The 13,062-nt window shown below is 71.2% G+C and carries 12 protein-coding genes; 7 read left to right on the forward strand and 5 right to left on the reverse strand.

Going from position 1 to position 13,062, the window contains the following annotated elements; genetic code table 11:
• The first annotated feature begins 59 nt into the window (after window positions 1-59).
• The 3 genes from ACFV9W_RS02240 to ACFV9W_RS02250 all read left to right on the forward strand — a co-directional run bounded on the left by ACFV9W_RS02240 (window position 60) and on the right by ACFV9W_RS02250 (window position 2,977).
• Entirely contained in the window at window positions 60-989 is a 930-nt protein-coding gene (locus ACFV9W_RS02240; RefSeq protein ID WP_385754615.1) for a flavin reductase, read from the forward strand.
• A 40-nt stretch (window positions 990-1,029) separates the two neighbouring features.
• On the forward strand, window positions 1,030-2,502 hold the full coding sequence (locus ACFV9W_RS02245; RefSeq protein WP_385754618.1) for a purine-cytosine permease family protein: 1,473 nt from the start codon (window positions 1,030-1,032) through the stop codon (window positions 2,500-2,502).
• Window positions 2,503-2,602: 100 nt separating this feature from the next.
• Complete coding sequence (locus ACFV9W_RS02250) at window positions 2,603-2,977, forward strand: VOC family protein (RefSeq protein ID WP_385754621.1); 375 nt, start codon at window positions 2,603-2,605, stop codon at window positions 2,975-2,977.
• A 23-nt stretch (window positions 2,978-3,000) separates the two neighbouring features.
• On the opposite strand, the gene ACFV9W_RS02255 is transcribed toward ACFV9W_RS02250, so the two are convergent.
• Complete coding sequence (locus tag ACFV9W_RS02255) at window positions 3,001-3,606, reverse strand: CatB-related O-acetyltransferase (protein ID WP_385754905.1); 606 nt, start codon at window positions 3,604-3,606, stop codon at window positions 3,001-3,003.
• Between the two features lie 249 nt (window positions 3,607-3,855).
• Here ACFV9W_RS02255 and iolC point away from each other — a divergent pair, with 249 nt between their 5' ends.
• The 3 genes from iolC (at window position 3,856) to ACFV9W_RS02270 (ending at window position 7,076) form a co-directional block, all read left to right on the forward strand.
• Window positions 3,856-4,824: a 5-dehydro-2-deoxygluconokinase gene (gene iolC / locus ACFV9W_RS02260; RefSeq protein WP_385754624.1), complete on the forward strand. Its 969-nt coding sequence runs from the start codon at window positions 3,856-3,858 to the stop codon at window positions 4,822-4,824.
• The gene (locus ACFV9W_RS02265) at window positions 4,814-5,848 is read left to right on the forward strand and encodes a Gfo/Idh/MocA family protein (RefSeq protein WP_385754627.1); all 1,035 of its coding nucleotides are present in this window, start codon (window positions 4,814-4,816) and stop codon (window positions 5,846-5,848) included. Before iolC ends, ACFV9W_RS02265 begins: the two co-directional genes overlap by 11 nt.
• Before the next feature lie 106 nt (window positions 5,849-5,954).
• On the forward strand, window positions 5,955-7,076 hold the full coding sequence (locus ACFV9W_RS02270; RefSeq protein WP_385754630.1) for a glycine betaine/L-proline ABC transporter ATP-binding protein: 1,122 nt from the start codon (window positions 5,955-5,957) through the stop codon (window positions 7,074-7,076).
• A gap of 62 nt (window positions 7,077-7,138) precedes the next feature.
• On the opposite strand, the gene ACFV9W_RS02275 is transcribed toward ACFV9W_RS02270, so the two are convergent.
• From ACFV9W_RS02275 to ACFV9W_RS02290, 4 genes are all read right to left on the reverse strand, one after another.
• A complete protein-coding gene (locus ACFV9W_RS02275) occupies window positions 7,139-8,452 on the reverse strand; it encodes an MFS transporter (protein ID WP_385754632.1) in 1,314 nt (437 codons plus the stop codon).
• Window positions 8,453-8,574: 122 nt separating this feature from the next.
• Window positions 8,575-9,408 carry a sugar phosphate isomerase/epimerase family protein gene (locus ACFV9W_RS02280; RefSeq protein ID WP_385754635.1) on the reverse strand — a complete coding sequence of 278 codons (834 nt, stop codon included), beginning with the start codon at window positions 9,406-9,408 and terminating at the stop codon, window positions 8,575-8,577.
• An 18-nt stretch (window positions 9,409-9,426) separates the two neighbouring features.
• A complete protein-coding gene (locus ACFV9W_RS02285; protein ID WP_385754638.1) occupies window positions 9,427-10,386 on the reverse strand; it encodes a sugar phosphate isomerase/epimerase family protein in 960 nt (319 codons plus the stop codon).
• Between the two features lie 3 nt (window positions 10,387-10,389).
• Window positions 10,390-11,541 carry a Gfo/Idh/MocA family protein gene (locus ACFV9W_RS02290; protein WP_385754641.1) on the reverse strand — a complete coding sequence of 384 codons (1,152 nt, stop codon included), beginning with the start codon at window positions 11,539-11,541 and terminating at the stop codon, window positions 10,390-10,392.
• Window positions 11,542-11,759: 218 nt separating this feature from the next.
• Here ACFV9W_RS02290 and ACFV9W_RS02295 point away from each other — a divergent pair, with 218 nt between their 5' ends.
• Entirely contained in the window at window positions 11,760-13,040 is a 1,281-nt protein-coding gene (locus ACFV9W_RS02295) for an ROK family protein (RefSeq protein WP_385754643.1), read from the forward strand.
• Window positions 13,041-13,062: the final 22 nt, after the last annotated feature.

Genomic DNA, 13,062 nt, shown 5'->3' on the forward strand with positions numbered 1-13,062 from the left:
CACTGCCATACAACAGATCTGCCATGCAAGAGCAGGCCGATCCGATCGATGGAGCCGTCATGTCACTCACCCTGGAACACACCACCGACCGCCCCGCCCGCCTCCGCGCCGCCTGGGACGCGGCCTGGAACCGAGGTGAAGTCGACGCCCTGGACGCCGTGTTGAGCCCCGGCTACGTGCGCCGCCGCGGACCGGCAGGCACCGCTCAGGACCGCGAGGGGTTCAAGGAGAGCATCAGCGCGGTGCGCGCGGCGTTCCCCGATCTGCGGACCGAGATCGAGGACCTGGTCGTCGACGGGGACCGGCTCGCCGTCCGCTGGCGCAGCACGGGCCGGCACACCGACACGTTCATGGGTGTGCCGCCCACCGGCAGGCCCGTCGAGGTGTCGGGTGCCACGTTCGCCCGCTTCGACGGTGACACCGTCACCGAGGAGTCCGTGACCTTCGACTCCCGGCAGCTCCTGGAGGCGCTCGGCATCATCACGACGGCGCACGAGGCCGCCGTCGACGCCGACCTGGTCAAGGGGGTGCACCGCAAGTTCATCACCGGTGTCACCGTGGTGACCACGGACGACGACGGGACCCCCAAGGGCCTCGCGGTCAACGCGTTCTCCAGCATCTCGCTCGACCCGCCGATGGTCCTGGTGTGCGTCCAGCGCAGCTCGTCGACACACCCCGCGCTGCACCGTGCCACCCACATCGGCATCAACATCCTCGCGGCCGACCAGCTCGACGTGGCGAAGGTGTTCGCGAGCAAGGGCGCCGACAAGTTCGCGGACCTCGACTGGGCACCGGGCGAGCACGGCGCCCCGCTGCTCGAGGGCTCCGCCGCCCGTCTCGAGGTCGAGATCGGCGAGCGGCTTGAGGCCGGAAGTCACACCGTCTTCACCGGACGTGTAGTGTCTGCGGGTCATTCCGACCTCGCCCCGCTCGTCTACAGCGGTGGCGGCTTCTTCGACATCTCGCAGACGGCGCCCCTTCCGTGGTGACTCGCGTCCGCCCCCGCATCCTCGTTCCCCGGAGCACGCCATGACCCATGATTCCCAGGGCCCGCCCGTCTACGGCAGCGCCGTCACGAAGGTCGAGCCGTTCGGCGTCGACCACATCCCCGACAGCGAGCGGCACGGAAAACCGAGTTCACAGTTCTTCGTGTGGTTCGCCGCGGGTCTGAACTTCCCGGTCATCCTGCTCGGCTTCAGCGCCGCGTACTTCGGGCTCAGCTTCACCACCGCCGCGGCCGCGATCGTCGTCGGCGCCGGTGTCGGCGCCCTGCTGATGGCCGTCATGTCCCGTATGGGCGTCCGCCTCGGTGTGCCGCAGCAGATCCAGGCCAGGGGGCCGCTGGGCTTCTTCGGCAACTTCCTGCCCGTCGCCTACATCAACGTGTTCTCCGGCGTGGGCTGGGCCGCCGTCACGGTCATCCTCGGCGGCAAGGCCTTCGCCGAGCTGAGCCACCTGCCGTACTGGCTGTGCGCCCTGCTGCTCACCGTGGTCGAACTCGTCGTGGCCATCTTCGGCTACAACATGATCAATTTCCTGCAGCGGGCGCTGACGTACGTCCTCACCCCGCTGTTCGTACTGATCACGGTCGTGGCGGTGGTCCGCGGCGGCAGCCTCTTCGAGGCGAATCCGCACGCGGACGGGTATGTCGGCGCGGCGGGCGGCTCGATCACGCTGGGCGGCTGGTTCCTGGCGTTCCTCGTGGCATGGATGCCCTTCGCCTCCGACTACTCGCGCTACCTGCCCGACACCGCGAAGGTCGTCCGGCACACCACCTGGTACACCGCCCTCGGCAACTTCCTCACCATCGCCTGGCTCGGCATCCTCGGCGTCGTGGTCGGCGCCTCCGCCTCCAGCTCGGACACCATCGCCGCCCTGCACGAGCTGATGGGCCCGTTCGCCGTCCCCGCACTCGTCGCCGTGGGCCTGTCGGCGCTGGCCCAGAACTTCCTCAACGTCTACGGCGGCGCGATCTCCGTCCAGACCCTCAAGGTCCCCGTCACCCGCACCCAGGCGGTGGCCGCGATCTGCGTCCTCGCCTATGGCATCAGCCTGTGGGGCGCCTCCGGCACGGAGGACAAGTTCAAGGTCTTCCTCAACCTGACCGCGTACTTCATCGCCCCGTTCGCCGCCGTGCTCCTGATCGACTTCTACCTGGGCGGGCGCAGCGACCCCCGCAGGATCGCCGAGCTGTACGACCGCTCCAGGGTCATCGACTGGGGCCTGGTGGCGTGGGCGGCCGGCGTCGCGGCGTCCGTGCCGTTCTGGGTGTCCGACATCTACACGGGCGCCTTCGCCGCGGCCCACCCGGGCGCCGGCGACCTCAGCATGCTCGTCGCAGCGGCTGTCGCGGTCGTCGTGTACCTCTTCACGTACCGCTTGAAGCCGCTGTGGCGCAGGGCGGGCGGCGAGGACCCGGACAACGCCGCGGACATCGCCTCCTCCGACGCCGCTGACGAGCAACTGCCCGAGCCCGCACCGGACTTGATCGGCCGCAGCTGAACGGGGCGCCACCGCGGCGGGTGTGTCCGCCGCGGTGGCGGGTACGACACTTCCCGTGCAGGATGTCGCAGAAGCGGCGGACGAGCGAGGAGTGCCGTAAGTGATCAAGAAACTGCAGGCGGTCGCACTGGACTGCGCCGACCCCGTACAGCTCGCCGAGTTCTACGCGGAGCTGCTCGGCGGCCGGGTGGTCACCGACCCCGAGGACCCCGACTGGGTCGACGTGGTGGGGTTCGAGGGGACACGCCTGGCCTTCCAGCGGGTGGACGGCTACCAGCCGCCGCAGTGGCCGGGCCAGGAGCGCCCGCAACAGGTTCACCTCGACTTCGACGTGGACGACCTCGAGGCCGACGAGAAGCGCGTGCTCGCCCTCGGCGCGACGCTCCTGGAACGCACGGACCAGCTCCACCCGGACACCAATTGGCGGGTCTACGCGGACCCGGCCGGGCACCCCTTCTGCCTCTGCCTGCACTGAGACCCTGCGCCCGGCGGGCCGCCTCACTCCGTCGGGGCGGCCCGCTCCAGGTCGTCGACGCTGCCCGACATGATGGCCCGTACGTGCGCGGTGATGTGCTCCAACGGCCAGTCCCACCACGCCACTTGAAGCAGCCGCTCGATGTCGGCGTCGCTGTACCTGCGACGGATGACGCGGGCCGGGTTGCCCCCGACGATGCCGTAGTCGGGCACATCGTCGACGACCACGGCGCCCGAGGCGATCACCGCCCCGTGCCCGATGCGCACGCCGGGCATCACCATCGCGCCGTACCCGAACCACACGTCGTTGCCGACCACGGTGTCACCGCGCCCCGGCAGCCCGGTGATGAGGTCGAAGTGCTCGCTCCAGGAGCCGCCCATGATCGGGAACGGGAACGTGGAGGGGCCGTCCATCCGGTGGTTGGCGCCGTTCATGACGAAGCGCACCCCCTCCCCCAGCGCGCAGAACTTCCCGATGACCAGCTTCTCCGGCCCGTAGTGGTACAGCACGTTGCGGGTCTCGAAGGCGGTCGGGTCGTCCGGGTCGTCGTAGTAGGAGAACTCGCCGACCTCGATGAGCGGGGACGTGACCAGGGGTTTGAGGAGCACGACCCGCGGCTGCCCGGGCATCGGGTGCAGCGCGGTCGGGTCGGCGGGAACGTTCGCGGTCACCGGTCGGCCTTTCTGGGGCGTGTGGAGCCGGCCCGAGCGGCCGACCACCCATTGACAGGACATTTGAACAAGGACGATCGTACTCGGGCCAGTGTCCTTCTGACGGGTCAGGCTGGGCCCGGGTGCCAGGCCCCGCGACTCCAGCAGGATCCGTCAGAAGGGCCCGAGAGCGCGCCATGAGCCCGGAGCGAAGGGACGCCAGCCGAGATGCCGTTCGATGTGTTGACCATGGGCCGCGTCGGAGTGGACGTGTATCCGCTCCAGACGGGTGTGGGGCTTGCGGAGGTGTCGACGTTCGGGAAGTACCTCGGCGGCAGCCCGACGAACGTCGCGGTCGCCGCTGCCCGCTACGGGCGGCGTACGTCGGTGATCACGAAGACCGGGGCCGATCCCTTCGGCGAGTACGTGCGCACCGCGCTGGCGGGCTATGGGGTCGACGCCTCGTTCGTCGGCACGTCCGACATCGCGCCGACGCCGGTGACGTTCTGCGAGATCTTCCCGCCGGACGACTTCCCGCTGTACTTCTACCGCCTGCCGAAGGCGCCGGACCTGGACATCCGCACCGACGAACTCGACCTGGACGCGGTGGCCTCGGCGCGGATTTTCTGGGTGACGGGGACCGGGCTGTGCGAGGAGCCCTCGCGGTCGGCGACGCTCGCTGCGCTGCGGCACCGGGCCAAGCGGGGGACGACGGTCTTCGACCTGGACTGGCGGCCGATGTTCTGGAAGGACACCGACTCGGCGGACCACGAGGAGGCGCGCGCCTGCTACCGCGAGGCGCTCGCCCACACCACGGTCGCCGTCGGCAATCTCGACGAGTGCGAGATCGCGACCGGCGAGCGGGAGCCGCACGCGGCGGCAAACGCCATGCTGGCGGCGGGAGTTGAGCTGGCCGTCGTGAAGCAGGGCCCCAAGGGTGTGCTCGCCGTGAGCCGCGACGGCGCGGTCGCCGAGCTGCCCCCGGCGCCCGTGGACGTGGTCAACGGGCTCGGCGCGGGTGACGCGTTCGGCGGGGCGCTGTGCCACGGCCTCCTTTCGGGGTGGGACGTGGCGCGGACGGTGTCGTTCGCCAACGCGGCGGGCGCACTGGTGGCGGGCCGGCTGGCCTGCTCGGACGCCATGCCCACCGCGGCAGAGGTCGAGGAGAAGCTCCGCGAGGTGAACGGTGACGTCTGAGGAGAAGACCGTGCGCATAGGTGTCATCGGGGCCGGCTGGATCGGCCGGGAGCACATCCGCCGGCTCACCGATGTCATCGTCGGCGCCCGGGTCACGGCGGTGACCGACATCGACGCGGAACGCGCCGCCGAGGCGGCCCGGTACCCGGGCGCGCGGGTGCACGCGGACGGTGCCTCGCTGATCGCCGCCGAAGACGTCGACGCGGTGCTCGTCACCTCGTGGGGGCCGACCCACGCCGAGCACGTCCTGGCGGCCGTCGCCGCGGGCAAGCCCGTGTTCTGCGAGAAGCCGCTCGCCACCACCCCCGAGGACTGTCTGAAGATCGTCGAGGCGGAGCGGGCGCACGGCGGCCGGCTGGTCCAGGTGGGCTTCATGCGCCGCTTCGACCAGGGCTACCGGCAACTGAAGGAGGTCATCGACGCGGGCCGGATCGGCACCCCGCTGATGGTGCACTGCGCGCACCGCAACGCGTCGTCCGTGGAGTCGTACACCTCCGACATGGCCGCACACGACACGGCGGTGCACGAGATCGACGTACTGCGCTGGCTCCTGGACGACGAGATCGTCTCCGCGCAGGTCATCGTCCCGCGCTCGACAACGCACAAGCTCCCGCACCTCGTCGACCCGCAGTTCATGCTGTTCGAGACGGCGAAGGGCGTCCGCATCGACCTGGAGGTCTTCGTCAACTGCCGCTACGGCTACGACATCCAGTGCGAGGCGGTCGGCGAGGAGGGGCTCGTGCGGCTGCCCGACCCGGCGGCGGTCGGCGTGCGGACGGCGGGCGCGCACAGTACGGCGATCCTGCCGGACTGGACGGGCCGGTTCGCCGACGCCTTCGACACCGAGTTCCGCGAATGGGTGGCGAACCTGACGGCGGGCCGCGCGCCCACGGGCCCGTCCGCCTGGGACGGCTACGCCGCCACCGTCATCACCGGCGCCGCCGTCGAGTCCCGCGCCTCGGGCCGGGTCGTCGCCACGGGCATCCCGAAGCGCCCGGACTTCTACGCCCCCACGGGGACCTGAGGGCCGCCGAAGGTGTTTGCCCCGCCGAGCCCGGGGGCAGGTGCCACGGCCGACGGACGTTGCTTGGTACGGCAATCTTTCCCGGGTCGAAGAGATCGAGGTCCATGTGTCGGTGAGACTTGAGGCCGAGAACCTTTACAAGGTGTTCGGCAGGCGACAGGAAGAAGCGGTCGAGCGGCTGCGCACCGGGGCCGACCGCGAGGAGCTGCGGTCCGAAGGGACCGTCGCGGGCGTGATCGACGCCTCGTTCTCGGTGGAGTCCGGCAAGATCTTCGTCGTCATGGGCCTGTCCGGCTCGGGGAAGTCGACGCTGCTGCGGATGCTCAACGGCCTGTCGGAGCCGACCTCGGGTCATGTGAAGTTCGACGGCCAGGACCTGACGGCGCTGCCCGCGAAGGAGCTTCGGGCGGTGCGCTCCCACAAGATCAGCATGGTGTTCCAGCACTTCGCCTTGTTCCCGCACCGCAGCGTGCTCGAGAACGCGGCCTACGGCCTCGCGGTGCAGGGTGTGCCGCGCGAGGAGCGCGAGCGGCGGGCGACGGAGGCACTCGAACTGACCGGCCTCGGGGGCTGGGAGAAGTCCTTCCCCGACGAACTGTCCGGTGGCATGCAGCAGCGGGTCGGCCTGGCCCGTGCGCTGGCCACGGACGCCGAACTGCTGCTGATGGACGAGTCGTTCAGCGCCCTCGACCCGCTGATCCGGCGCGACATGCAGGACCAGCTGCTGGTGCTGCAGAAGAAGCTCAGGAAGACCATCGTCTTCATCACGCACGACCTCAACGAGGCGATGCGTCTGGGCGACCGAATAGCCGTCATGCGCGACGGCCGCATCGTGCAGAACGGCACCCCTGAGGACATCCTGATCCGTCCGGCGGACGACTACGTCGCCAACTTCATCCAGGACGTGGACCGTTCGCGGGTCCTGACCGCCGGCGCCGTCATCGAGTCCCCCGACGCGCTGCGCGAGAGGACGGGGCGCCCGGACCTCACCGACACCGAACTCCTCGCGAACGCACCCGCCCGCGTCGGCCCCGACACCCCGCTCGCCGACCTGTTCGCGCCGTTCGCCCGGCGGACCATCGAGCCCGTCGCCGTCGTCGAGGACGAGGTACTGACCGGCGTGGTGAGCCAGCAGCGACTGCTGGCGGTGCTCGGCGAGGCCGTGTCCGGCGACCAGGGCGACGCCCAGGGCGGGACGGCCGAGGACAAGGTGACGCCCCGCTCCTAGATTCCCGGGGCGCGAAGCGGGGGGCGTGACGCGCGATGCGTGCCACGCCCCTGCGCCGTCCGTCAGCGGACCTTCTTGATGGGTATCACCACCAGCGCGCCCACCACGCAGATCGCCGCCGCCACATGCAGCATCGTGGCGTAGCTGTCGCCGCCGACCGTGGTGACGAGGAATCCGGCGAGGCCCGGGGCGAGGGCCTGGGGGCCGGCATTGGCGACGTTGAAGACACCGAGGTCCTTCGCCGCGTTGTCCGGGTCGGGCAGCACGTCCATCACCAGGGCGATGTCGACGCCGATGTACATGCCGTAGCCGAGGCCGAGCACCAGTTCCGCCCAGTAGAAGGCGCCCACGGAGTCCACGTGCACCAGCATGTACGTGCCGATGCCGAAGAGCAGGGTGGCACCACCCACGAACACCTTGCGGCGGCCCGTCTTGTCGGACAGCCAGCCCGCGGTCTGCGAGGCCACCATCAGGGCGACCGTGTAGACGAGGATGCCGGTGGCCATCGCGCCGGTGGCCTCGCTCGCGGACAGGTCGAGTTGGTGCTCCAGGTACAGGAGCCGGAACGTGGTGAACATGTACGACGCCAGGATCACCATGAAGCGGGAGGCGAACGCCCAGCCGAAGTCGGGGTGTTGGCGCGGGTTCACCCAGAACGTCTTGACCGCCGTGCGCCAGCCGCCGTCGGTCGGCGGGCGCTCGCGCAGCGGGACGTCCGGGAGCATCACGGCGTACAGGATCATGGCGGCGAGGCCCACGAGGCCCGGCACCATGAACAGCAACAGCATGTCCCTGCCGAGGAGTTGACCCGCGTACGCGGCGCCCAGCACGCCGGCGTTCTGCATCAGGCCGATGAGTCCTGAGACCTTGCCGCGCTGGCGGCTCGGCACCTGGTCGGCGACCGAGGCCAGGTAGGCGGCGAGGGCGGCGTTGGCGCACACCTGGGCGCAGAACCAGGCCACGGCGACGGTGGCCACGTTGGGGGCCAGGGCGATCACCAGCAGGCAGCAGGTGAGTCCGGCGGCGCCCGCCACCAGCCAGGGGCGGCGCCGCCCGAATCGGCCCGTGGTGAGGTCGCTGATCCGGCCGAAGATCGGGTTGGCGAGGAAGGCGCCGACCGCGCCGACCGAGGAGACGGTCGCCAGGGCGGTGATGGCGTCGCCGTCGACGGTGAGCGTCTGCAGCTTCAGGGTGAGGCTGACGTAGACGGGCGTGAGCAGTGCGAGATAGAGGCCGGCCTGGGCGATGGCCAGGAAGACGAGCAGCCGGGGCGAGGCCTTGCGGGTAGGCGGCGGGATTGCGGGTGCGGCGACGGGCGTGCTGTCGTCCGCCGGGGCGGATCTTGCGGTCTCGGGGCCGTGCGGGGTGGATCCCATGGTTCGCCTCCTTGCGAGCCTGGGCCAATGGGGGGGGCGCCGGGGCCGGGACACCGCGGACTGGCGTGTGGGGTCGGTGTCCCGTCCGGCGGAGCGCGCGCAGGGCACGCGGTGGGGAGCCGTCAGGCCGTCGTGCGGCCCAGGTCCAGAAGCGCGTCCCTGTTGCGGGACAGGAGGTCGAAGCGGTCCAGCTCCGTGGTGTCGATCTCGGCGATGTGCCAGGCCAGGGTGGGGCCGCCCGCCGCGATCGCGGCGGGGACGTCGACGTCGCCGGTGCCGATCGGGGTCTGGGGCTCCTGGCGGACCGCCTTGCCGTCCTTGAGGTGCGCGGCCACCACACGGCCGCCGAGGGCGCGCAGCACCGCCGCCGGGTCCTGTCCCGCGACGGTCGCCCAGTAGACGTCGAGTTCGGCGAGCACCTGCGCGCCGGTCAGCCGCCAGAACACGTCGTAGCCGCTGCGGCCGTCGGGCAGCGTCGTCCACTCCAGCTCGTGGTTGTGGTACCCGAGCCGGATGCCGTGCCCGGCGAGTTCGGTGGCGGCCTCGTCGACGCGGGCGGCGAACCGGGTCAGGGTGTCCAGGTCCCCGAACACGTCGCGGCCGAAGTGGTCCCCGCCGTCGAAGCCCTCGACGAGCCCGGGGATCGGGATGAAGACGGTGTCGGTGCCGAGGATGCGGCACTCATCGGCGAGGGTGGCGAGGCCGTCGGCGGCGATCGAGGCGTGCAGCGAGCAGACGGAGAGGCCCGCCGCGTCCAGGTCCGCACGGAGCGCACGCGCCTTCGCCAGGCGGTCCTCCGCGGAAGCGCGCCAGTCGCCGAAGCCAAAGGGCTCGACATGCCGGTAGCCGAGGCCGGCGAGGCGGGCGAGGGTGCCGGCGCGGTCCTTCTCCAAGTCCTCCCGGAGGCTGAACAGTTGCACGGCGAGGGTGCCGGTGGGCTGAGGGGTGGTGGCCATGGTGTGTCGGTCCTCCGGTCAGTCGACGATGAGCGGGCGGAGCGTGCTGTGGGCGATGTCGAGGCCCTGGACGACCTTTTCCGGGGTGCCGCCCCAGACAGGGTCCTCGTGCTCGACGGAGAGCGTGCCGGTGAAGCCGTGCTCGTAGAGCCGGTCGAGGACCGTGCCCCAGTCGACCTGCCCGCGCCCGGGGACGCGGTAGCGCCACCAGCCCATGTCCCAGGCGTTCTTCGACCGGTCGCGGGCGGGCCCGAAGTGGCCGTAGCGCTGCCGGTCGTGCGGGCGCAGCTCGACGTCCTTGGCCTGGGCGTGCACGATCCGGTCCGCGTACGGCGCGATGGTCTCGACCGGGTCGATGCCGATCCAGGTGAGGTGCGAGGGATCCCAGTTGAGGTACAGGCCCAGGTCGAACATCCACTCCCAAAGTTCCGGGGAGTAGGCGAGGTTGCCGGGGTAGCCGTCGGGGTGCCAGCCCTCCATCACGCAGTTCTCGATGATGAGCTTCACGCCACGCTCACCCGCGTAGTTCACCAGCTCCGGGAAGATCCGCTCGGCTTCGGCAAGGTTCTCCGCGACCGGCTTCGTCCAGTCGCGGCCGATGAACGTGCCCACGTACGGGATGCCGAGGCGCTGCGCGGTGTCGATGGCGTGCTTGAGGTGGGTGCCGTAGGCGGCGCGCTGGGCGGGGTCGGGGTGGAGGTGGTTCTCGTAGTAGGCGAGCGCGGAGATCTCCAGGCCGTGCCGGTCGAGGAGGGCGCGGGTGCGTTCCTCGTCCTTGCCCGTGAAGGTGGCCACGGGCAGGTGGGCGGCCTCGAAGTCGCGGCCTCCGGTGCCGGGCCAGACGGCGACTTCGAGGGCCTGATAGCCGCGGCCCGCCGCGTATTCGGCGATCTTGTCGAGGTCCCAGGAGGGCAGGCAGGCGGTGAGCATGCCGAGCTTGATCCGGCTCGTGTTCGGTTCGCTCAGGGGTTCACTCATGGGTCAGTTCACCTTTGTCCAGGTGCCGTTGGCGGACGATGTCAGGAAGGCGTCGACGAGGCGGGCGGAGCGCAGCCCGTCGGCGAAGAGCGGGAGCCCTTCGGGTGCCTCGCCGGTGGTGACGGCCGCGTACACGTCGGTGACGAACGCGGCGAAGCAGTCGACGTAGCCCTGCGGGTGGCCGGGCGGGACGACGTTGAGGCGTTGCTGCTCGGGAGAGGTGTGTCCCGCGCCGCGGTGCAGGATCCGGGAGGAGTCCTCGCCGCCGAGCCAGAGGGTGTCGGGGTTCTCCTGGTCGAAGACGGCGCTGCCGGCGGAGCCGTCGAGTTCGAACCAGAGGCGGTTCTTGCGGCCTGCCGAGACCTGGGACACCACGGTCGAGGCCAGCGCCCCGTTCTCGGTGCGCAGGAGCAGCGCGGCGGCGTCCTCGGTGGTGACGGCGGACCGCTCCCCCGAACCGGCCGCCCCGGAGAAGGACTTGGCGCCCGTGCCGGGACGGTCGGGGACGGTGACCGTGCGGTGCGCGGTCAGTTCCGTGAAGCGTTCGCCGGTGACCCATTCGACGAGGTCGCACCAGTGCGAACCGATGTCCGCGAAGGCGCGGGACTCTCCCCCGGCCCCCGGGTCGACGCGCCAGCCGGCCGCGTCGGGGTCGAGCATCCAGTCCTGGAGGTAACTGCCGTGCAGCAGCTGCCAGTTGCCGAACTCACCGGCTCGGGCGCGGCTGCGCAGTTCCCGTACGAGGGGGTGGTAGCGGTACACGAACGGCACGGCGGCGACCGTTCCGGCCCGCTCGGCCGCCTGGACCAGGCGTTCGGCGTCGGCCACCGAGGTCGCCAGGGGCTTCTCGCACACCACGTGCTTGCCCGCCGCGAGGGCGCGTTCGGCGTACGCGGCGTGGGTGCGGTTGGGGGTGCAGATGTGCACGACGTCGGCGTCCGCGTCCGCGAGGAGGTCGCCGAAGTCGCCGTAGGCGGCGACGGGTTGGCCGGGCACCGACCAGTCGGCGGCGACCTGCGCTGAACGCTCCGGGGTGGAGGCGAGCACACCGGTCAGCCGGCCTCCGGCGGTGCGGATCGAGCGGCGGTGCACCTCGGCGATCATGCCTGCGCCGACGATCGCGGAGCGAGGTGTGGGGGGTGCGGGCGGGGCCATCGAGGCCGCCCTCCTTTCGACGTCGACACACATGACAGACATGACAGACATGACACATGTGGCACATGTCGTACGTGACACACATGGCGCCGTGCACGGCGTCGGCGGAGGCAACTCGTCCCGCTCATGAACGTAGGACATGCAATTTGGCCCTGACAAGCGAAAGTTACTGCATCTTGAGAGTCATAAATGGCGGGGAGCGCGTACGGTGTGCAGCCATGTCCACCTCGACGCTTCCCCGCGCCCGCCTCTCCGTGCCCACCCTGCGGTTCCGGGACGGCGGCGGGCTGCTGTACTCCACCCTGGCCCGCCTCATCGCGTCCGGGACCGCCGTGCACCGCGCCGACCTGGTGGAACGCGCGGGTCTCGCCCGCTCGACCGTCACCCGGCACCTGGACGCGCTGATCGAGGCCGGGGTGGTGGCCGAGGGCGGCGGCACCGCCCGCGCGGGACGGGGCCGCCCGCCGCAGCTCCTGACGCTCAACCCGCGGGCGGGGCTCGTGGCCGCGGCGGACATCGGGGCCCGCGACGCCCGCCTCGCCGTCGCGGACCTCTCGCAGAATCCGCTGGCCACAGGGCACATAGCCGTCGATGTGGCGCGTGGCCCCGAGGCGGTGCTCGGCGAGGTGGAGGCGGCCCTGCGCGAGCTGCTGGCCGCCGCGGCCGACGGAAGCGTTCCGCTGTGCGCGGTGGTGGTGGGCCTGCCGGGGCCCGTCGATCACGCCGCCGGGGCGCCGGTCCGGCCGCCGATCATGCCGGGCTGGGACGGATACCCCGTGGGGGACGTGCTGGCGGAGCGCCTCGGTTGCGCGGTGCTCGTCGACAACGACGTGAACCTGATGGCGCTGGGAGAGGCCCGCAGCCTGCCCGAGGACCAGCTCCCGCTGCTGTTCGTGAAGGTGTCGACCGGCATCGGCGGCGGCCTGGTCTCGGCGGACGGCGAACTGCACCGCGGGGCGGACGGCGCTGCGGGCGACATCGGCCACCTGCCGGTCACCTCCGGTGGCGCCTCGAAGGTGGTGTGCCGGTGCGGGAAGAGCGGCTGCGTGGAGGCGGTCGCCTCGGCGGCGGTGATGGTCCGCCACCTCAACGCGGCCGGGCAGGCCCCGGGTTCCGAGCTGAGCGGCACCCGCGACCTGGCCCGGCTCGTGGCGCACGGCGACCCCGAGGCACTGCGCGTCGTGCGTGCGGGCGCCGAGCGGATCGGCGAGGTGGTGGCCCTCCTGCTGCACGTCTACAACCCGGCCCGCGTGGTCCTCGGCGGCGCCCTCGCGGGGGCAGGCGACGAACTGCTCGCCGGGGTCCGCTCGGTCGTCTACCGCCAGGCACTCCCGCTGGCCACCCGCAGACTCGTCCTCGAACCGAGCACCCTCGCCGACCGGGCCGGACGGGTCGGTGGCACGGTCCTCGCGGTGGAACATGTGCTGTCACCGGACGGGGTGGTGGACCTCATGGAGCGGCGCCTTGGCCGTGACACGCGGAGCGCCCCGGCCTCATGAGTTGCTGCGCACACCCTTGACA

The organism is Streptomyces sp. NPDC059897, assembly GCF_042730865.1.
GTDB lineage: Bacteria > Actinomycetota > Actinomycetes > Streptomycetales > Streptomycetaceae > Streptomyces.

Excerpts from the sequence above, each read along its gene's own strand:
- ACFV9W_RS02240 (WP_385754615.1), top strand. The coding sequence starts at position 60 with ATGTCACTCACCCTGGAACACACCACCGACCGCCCCGCCCGCCTCCGC.
- ACFV9W_RS02245 (WP_385754618.1), top strand. The coding sequence starts at position 1,030 with ATGACCCATGATTCCCAGGGCCCGCCCGTCTACGGCAGCGCCGTCACG.
- ACFV9W_RS02255 (WP_385754905.1), bottom strand. The coding sequence starts at position 3,606 with ATGCCCGGGCAGCCGCGGGTCGTGCTCCTCAAACCCCTGGTCACGTCC.
- iolC (WP_385754624.1), top strand. The coding sequence starts at position 3,856 with ATGCCGTTCGATGTGTTGACCATGGGCCGCGTCGGAGTGGACGTGTAT.
- ACFV9W_RS02275 (WP_385754632.1), bottom strand. The coding sequence starts at position 8,452 with ATGGGATCCACCCCGCACGGCCCCGAGACCGCAAGATCCGCCCCGGCG.
- ACFV9W_RS02280 (WP_385754635.1), bottom strand. The coding sequence starts at position 9,408 with ATGGCCACCACCCCTCAGCCCACCGGCACCCTCGCCGTGCAACTGTTC.
- ACFV9W_RS02285 (WP_385754638.1), bottom strand. The coding sequence starts at position 10,386 with ATGAGTGAACCCCTGAGCGAACCGAACACGAGCCGGATCAAGCTCGGC.
- ACFV9W_RS02290 (WP_385754641.1), bottom strand. The coding sequence starts at position 11,541 with ATGGCCCCGCCCGCACCCCCCACACCTCGCTCCGCGATCGTCGGCGCA.
- ACFV9W_RS02295 (WP_385754643.1), top strand. The coding sequence starts at position 11,760 with ATGTCCACCTCGACGCTTCCCCGCGCCCGCCTCTCCGTGCCCACCCTG.